Annotated in this window: 4 protein-coding genes and 1 tRNA gene; 2 read left to right on the top strand and 3 right to left on the bottom strand. The window is 72.8% G+C overall.

Annotated features, from left to right (window positions below):
* The first annotated feature begins 67 nt into the window (after positions 1–67).
* Positions 68–955 (top strand): pantoate--beta-alanine ligase, encoded by an 888-nt coding sequence (gene panC / locus DBR36_RS16180; RefSeq protein ID WP_108320727.1) that lies wholly within the window; start codon positions 68–70, stop codon positions 953–955.
* Complete coding sequence (panB, locus tag DBR36_RS16175) at positions 952–1,806, top strand: 3-methyl-2-oxobutanoate hydroxymethyltransferase (protein ID WP_108320726.1); 855 nt, start codon at positions 952–954, stop codon at positions 1,804–1,806. The genes panC and panB overlap by 4 nt, the downstream gene beginning before the upstream one ends.
* 22 nt (positions 1,807–1,828) lie before the next feature.
* Here panB and DBR36_RS16170 read toward each other — a convergent pair whose 3' ends face one another.
* From DBR36_RS16170 to DBR36_RS16160, 3 genes are all read right to left on the bottom strand, one after another.
* Positions 1,829–4,348 (bottom strand): polynucleotide kinase-phosphatase, encoded by a 2,520-nt coding sequence (locus tag DBR36_RS16170; protein ID WP_108320725.1) that lies wholly within the window; start codon positions 4,346–4,348, stop codon positions 1,829–1,831.
* Entirely contained in the window at positions 4,345–5,709 is a 1,365-nt protein-coding gene (locus tag DBR36_RS16165; protein ID WP_108320724.1) for a 3' terminal RNA ribose 2'-O-methyltransferase Hen1, read from the bottom strand. The genes DBR36_RS16170 and DBR36_RS16165 overlap by 4 nt, the downstream gene beginning before the upstream one ends.
* Positions 5,710–5,827: 118 nt before the next feature.
* Positions 5,828–5,917: transfer RNA gene (locus DBR36_RS16160), tRNA-Ser, on the bottom strand.
* Between the last annotated feature and the right edge of the window lie 219 nt (positions 5,918–6,136).

The raw sequence follows: 6,136 nt of genomic DNA, 5'->3' as shown, positions 1-6,136 counted from the left end.
CTACGGGAACGGCCCCCGCCGGTGCGCCACGGGCCGCCGCCGCGGGCATCTTGCCGGGAGGGACGCCGTGAACGCGCGCATCGTCCGCACGGTCGCCGATCTGCGCGCCGCCCTCGCGCCCCACCGCACCGACGGCATCGGGTTCGTCCCCACCATGGGGGCTCTGCACGAGGGGCATCTGTCGCTCGTGCGCACCGCGCGCGCCGAGAACGCGGTCGTGGTGCTGTCGATCTTCGTCAACCCGACGCAGTTCGGCGAGGCCGCCGATCTCGCGGCCTACCCGCGCACCGAGGACGACGACGTCGCCCTCGCTTCCCACGCCGGTGCCGACCTGATCTTCGCCCCCGCGGTGGCCGAGATGTACCCGACCGGATTCGCCACGACCGTCTCGGTGGGCGGGGCGATCACCGGAACCCTCGAGGGGGCCGTCCGCGGCCGCTCGCACTTCGACGGCGTGGCCACGGTCGTGGCCAAGCTCCTGGTCGCCGTTCAGCCCGATCGCGCCTACTTCGGGGCGAAGGACGCGCAGCAGGTGGTCGTGGTGCGCCGCATGGTCGCCGACCTGGGCCTCCCCGTCGCGATCCGCGCGCTGCCGACCTCGCGCGACGCCGACGGTCTGGCCCGTTCCAGCCGCAACGCGCGGCTCTCGCCGGCCGAGCGCGAGCTCGCATCGGTCGTGCCGCGCGCGCTCCGCCGGGCTCAGGATGCCTTCGTCGACGGCATCCGCGATCCCCTGCGCCTGCGCGCCGAGGTCGACACCGAACTGGCCGCCGCCGGTCTCGCGGCCGAGTACGTCGAGGTCGTGGACGCCGACGACCTCGGGCCCCTCGCCCGCGTGGAGCGGCCCGCGCTTCTCGCCCTCGCCGTGCGGGTCGGCCCGGTCCGCCTCATCGACAACGTCACCCTCACCCCCGGCGTCAACGACCGCATCAGCATCGAAGGACGCACATCGTGACCACTCCCCCGGTAACCCTGCGCCGCCTGCGCACCCTCGCCGACGAGGGGACGCCGATCGTCATGGTCACGGCGTACGACTTCGTCTCGGGCCGCGTCGCCGAACGCGCCGGCGTCGACATCGTTCTCGTCGGCGACTCCGGCGCGCAGGTCGTGCTGGGCCACCCCGACACCACCTCGGTGACCGTCGACGAGATGCTCGTGCTGTCCAAGGCAGTGCGCCGCGCGGTGCAGACGCCGCTGCTGCTGTGCGACCTGCCGTTCGGCTCGACCGAGGTCAGCGACGAGCAGGCGGTCGCGACCGCCGTCCGCTTCGTGCGCGAGGGCGGAGCGGATGCCGTCAAGATCGAGGGCGCGAACCCGGCGCGACTGTCGCGACTGCGCGCGATCGTCGAGGCCGGCATCCCCGTGGTCGGTCACGTCGGGCTCACACCCCAGACCGCGACGGCGTTGGGCGGCCTGCGCGCCCAGGGCCGCACCACCGACGAAGCCGTCCGCGTGGCGCGCGAAGCCCTCGCCGTCCAGGCGGCGGGGGCTTTCGCCGTCGTCATCGAGGCCGTGCCCGCCGAAGTGGTCGCCGAGATCCGCCGGTCGTTGGACATCCCCGTCGTCGGCATCGGCGCGGGAGCGGCCGAAGGCCAGGTGCTCGTGATGCACGACCTGCTCGGCATCACCGAGGGCCGCTCGCCCGTCTTCGTCAAGACGTACGCGGCCGTCGGCGACGCGATGGTCGAGGGCGTCCGCGCCTACGCGCAAGAGGTGCGCGACGGCGTCTTCCCCGGACCCGAGCACGTGTACCGGACCGCGCCCGAGGCGGCCGCCGCGGTGCGCGCGTTCGTCGACGGGCGCTGAGGGTAGGCCGAGACCCCCGCCCTCACAGGCGCGGGTCGAGCGGCTCCGACTCCAGCGCGAGCACCCCGAACACGGCCTCGTGCACGCGCCACAGCGGCTCGCCGGTCGTCACGCGGCGCAGGGCCTCGAGGCCGAGCGCGTACTCCCGCGCGGCGAGCGAGCGCTTGCGCCCCACGTCGCGGTCGCGCAGCCGCGCGAGGTTCTCGGGCACGGTGTAGTCCGGCCCGTAGACGATGCGCAGGTACTCGCGACCGCGCACCTTGATCCCCGGCTGCACCAGCCCCTTCTTCGTGCGGGTGAGACCCGCGAAGGGCTTCACGACCATGCCCTCGCCGCCCTCGTCGGTCAGCTGCTCCCACCAGGCCGCCGCCTCGGCGACGGCGTCGGCGTCGGCGAGGTCGACGCGCAGACGCCGCGTGCGGATCACGAGGTCGGGCGCGGCCTCCGCCAGCCGGTCCGCGACCGACAGATGCCAGCCGTGGTCGCGCGTCTCGAACGTCGCGTCCCCCGCGGCGAGTACCTGGAACGGCGCGAAGCGCACGGCATCCGCGGTGTCGACGTACCGGCGGTACGCGTCGCGGAAGCGCTCGACGTCGTCGCCGCGCACGCGCATGCGGTCCGCGAGTCGCTGGACGTCGATCCCGGATGCCAGGGCCCGCTCCAGCACCGCCGACGCCGCCGTGGTGGCCGCGGCCCCCGCCGCTCCCACCGACGCGAAGAGGTCGCGGATGAGATCCCCGGCCTTGGCCGACCACGGCACGATCTCTCCGTCGAGCAGGACCCAGTCCGCGTCGAGCTCGGCCCACACCCCGGCGCGTTCGAGGGCGTCGTCGAGGCGCGCGAGCATCGCGCCCTCGACGTCGGGGGCGAAGAACGCACGGCCGGTCCGGGTGTGGATGACCCCCCGCCACCCGTCTGGCGCTCCGAAGCGGGACGGGTCGCGCGCGACCAGCACCACCGCGCGCGAGCCCATGTGCTTCTCTTCGCAGATGACGTCGGTGACGCCGTGGTCGCGGAACGCCGCGAACGCCTCGTCGGGGTGCTCGAGGAACCCCTCGCGTGCCGAGGTCGCGGGTGGCGACATCGTCGGCGGCAGATAGGTCAGCCAGCGCGGGTCGGTCGCCCAGCGGCTCATCGTCTCGAGGCCGCCCGCCATCTGCTGCTCGGTGATGCTCACCCGGCCGATGGTGCCGGTCTCGACGACCACCTTGCCCCGTACATCGGCGAGCTGCAGCACACGCGCCGCCCGCTGCGGCGCCTCGGCGACCAGCGGTCGGACGGGTTCGTACCAGACGCGCTCGGCGGGGACCGAGACGACCTCGCGCTCCGGGTACCGCATGGCGCTCAGCGCGCCCCCGAACACGCATCCGGTGTCCAGGCAGGCGGTGTTGTTGATCCACTCGACGCTGGGCACCGGGGTGTGCCCGTACAGGACGACCGCCGAACCGCGGTAGTCCTCGGCCCAGGGGTAGCGCACGGGCAGGCCGAACTCGTCGGTCTCGCCAGTCGTCTCGCCGTAGAGGGCGAAGGCGCGGACGCGGCCCGAGGCCCGCCCCTGGTACTGCTCCTTGAGCCCCGCGTGGGCCACGACCAAGCGCCCGTCGTCGAGCACCAGGTGCGACACCAGGTCGTAGCAGAACGTCGCGACCCGCTCGCGGAACTCCTCCGTCTCATCGGCCAGTTGGGCGAGGGTCTCGGCGAGCCCGTGCGTGGGCGTCACCCGGGCACCGCGCAGCGCCCTGACCAGCTTCGCCTCGTGGTTGCCCGGCACGGCGAGGGCAGATCCGGATGCCACCATCCCCATCGCGAGGCGCAGGACGCCGACGACGTCGGGTCCCCGGTCGACGAGGTCGCCGAGGAAGATCACGCGGCGCCCCTCGGGGTGGCGCGCGTCGACGGCGCGACCCCGTTCGTCGCGCTCGATCTCGTAACCGAGCTCGCCGAGCAGGGTCTGCAGTTCGCTCGCGCAGCCGTGCACGTCGCCGATCGCGTCGAACGGGCCGCGCTCGTCGGTGCGGTCGGTCAGAAGGCGCGTGCGTTCGATCCGCACCGCGGCCACCTCGTCCGGCGAGCGGAGGACGTGCACCTTGCGGAAGCCCTCCTTGGCGAGATGGCGCAGGCTCCGCCGCAGCTGGTCGGACTGCCGCTTCACGACCCCCGGCGGGATGACCCGGTCGGTGCGCTCGGCGTTGCGCGCGAGGTTCGTCGATTCCGGCAGGTCGAACACGATCGCCACCGGCAGGACGTCGTGCGCCTTGGCGAGGTCGACCAAGCGTCGCCGGGCCTCGGGCTGCACGCTGGTCGCGTCGATGACCGTGAGGAGCCCCGCGTCGAGGCGCTTGCCCGCGACGTACTGCAGCGCGTCGAAGGCCGCCGGCGTGGCGGACTGGTCCGACTCGTCGCCTGCCACGAGACCGCGGAAGACGTCGCTGGACAGCGTCTCGTACGCACCGAAGTGCTCGCGGGCGAACGTCGACTTGCCCGAGCCGGATGCCCCGACGAGCACGACGAGCGAGAGGGCGGGGATGTCGAGTACGTTCATGCGCCTGCCTCCCGGCGCAGGAGCGCCATCTGCGTGGGGGGACCGAGGACCGCGTCCTCGGCGCCGACCGGACGGAACTCCACCGTGTACCCGTGCCGTGACGCGACCGCCTCGGCCCACGCGCGGAACTCCGCGCGCGTCCACTCGAAGCGGTGGTCGTCGTGGCGCATGGCCCCGGATTCCAGAGTCGGGTACAGGACGTTGTACTCCGAGTTGGGGGTCGTGACGATCACGGCGGCGGGCCGCGCGCCCGCGAACACGGCGTCCTCGAGGGCCGGCAGCCGCGACGGGTCGACGTGCTCGATCACCTCCATGAGGACCATCGCGTCGGCGTCGCGCAGTCGCTCGTCGCGGTAGACCACCGATCCGTGGAGCAGCTGGATCCGCTCGCGCTCGGCATCCGAGCTCTGATCCAGGTGCAGCGTGCGCGACGCCTGCTCCAGCGAACGGGCCGACACGTCGACGCCGATGATGCGCGAGAACGCCCGGTCCTTCGCCAGGCGGGTCAGCAGTGCGCCCGGCCCGCACCCCATGTCGATGACGCTGCGGGCGCGCACATCCGCGAGGGCCGTCAAGACGGCATCCGCTCGCAGCCCGCTCAGGGGCCTGTTCGCGGCTTGCGCCGCGGCCTCGATGGCCTGTGTCACGAGCGACCGGTGGTGCAGCAGGTAGCGCCGCGTGATGAGGTCGCGCTCGGGGTGGTCCGCGAGCCATCCCTCGCCCGCGCGTTCGAGCTTTGCGACCTCGTCGTCACCCACCCAGTAGTGCTTCGCGTCGTCGAGGACCGGCAGCAGCACGTACAGTTGACGCAGCGCCTCGGCCAACCGCACACGGCCCGTGAGCGTCACCGCAGAGAAGCGCGAGTCGCCCCACTCCGGGAAGGCGGGGTCGAGCGGGATGCGCTCCTGCGCGACCGTCCACCCGCACGGGCTGAACAACCGCTCCACCATGTCGTCGTCGCCCCGCACCGACACCACGGGGATCTCGATCCGCAGCGGCAGAGGCGACGCCGCGAGCTCCGGATACGAATCGCTGCGTCCGGTCATCGCCGTGCGGAACACGGCACCGGTCGCCACGGCGAGCATGCTCGACGCGACGTACGGCCGGTCGTTCACGTAATGACCGAGGGCTCCCGCGTCTCCGCGGAACCGCTTGTTGCGCACCAGACCCACGGGGTCGACCTCGAGCATCATCGCGAACGTGCACCGCTCGCGGGACGCCTCGGGGGCGAACACGTGCACGTCGCCGACCGGCGCCGAGAACACCTGCGCGCGGGCGGGATGCTTGTGCAGCAGATAGCCGAGCACGGTGGCATCCACCTCGGAGCCGGTTTCGGGTTCGAGGGTGACGGTGATCAGCATCGGCGCGGCCTTCGCGTGGACATTCGTTCACTTTAGGGGCGCGAAAAGGTGGGCGCGGACGACCTCCGCCCCGAACGCAGATCAGCCCCGCTCGAAAGCGGGGCTGATTTGGTGAAACTGGCGGTGACGGTGGGATTTGAACCCACGGTAGGGGTGAACCTACACAACATTTCGAGTGTTGCACCTTCGGCCGCTCGGACACGTCACCGCGGACAAGCTTACGACACTCTGCGGGATGCCGCGAATCGGCGTGCACTGCGGGCTCCTCAACCTGGGCGAGGCGTGCCGCGCTCCGGAGAAAAGCCGTCGCGGGCCTTGCGCCGGCCCGCGCGGCGCGGTTCTCCGGGTCGACGTCCGGAGCCCGGCACGTCCCCCGGACGCGTGCAGCCGTCCCCCGGACGCGCGCAGCCGGCCCCCGGCACGTCCC

The organism is Microbacterium sp. HMWF026, from assembly GCF_003061325.1.
In the GTDB taxonomy this organism is placed as follows: domain Bacteria; phylum Actinomycetota; class Actinomycetes; order Actinomycetales; family Microbacteriaceae; genus Microbacterium; species Microbacterium testaceum_E.
Note: the sequence above shows the minus strand (reverse complement) of the source record. Positions and strands in the feature narration are given on the sequence as shown.

Coding starts and splice junctions, on each gene's coding strand:
- DBR36_RS16170 (WP_108320725.1), bottom strand. CDS start 4,348: ATGAACGTACTCGACATCCCCGCCCTCTCGCTCGTCGTGCTCGTCGGG.
- DBR36_RS16165 (WP_108320724.1), bottom strand. CDS start 5,709: ATGCTGATCACCGTCACCCTCGAACCCGAAACCGGCTCCGAGGTGGAT.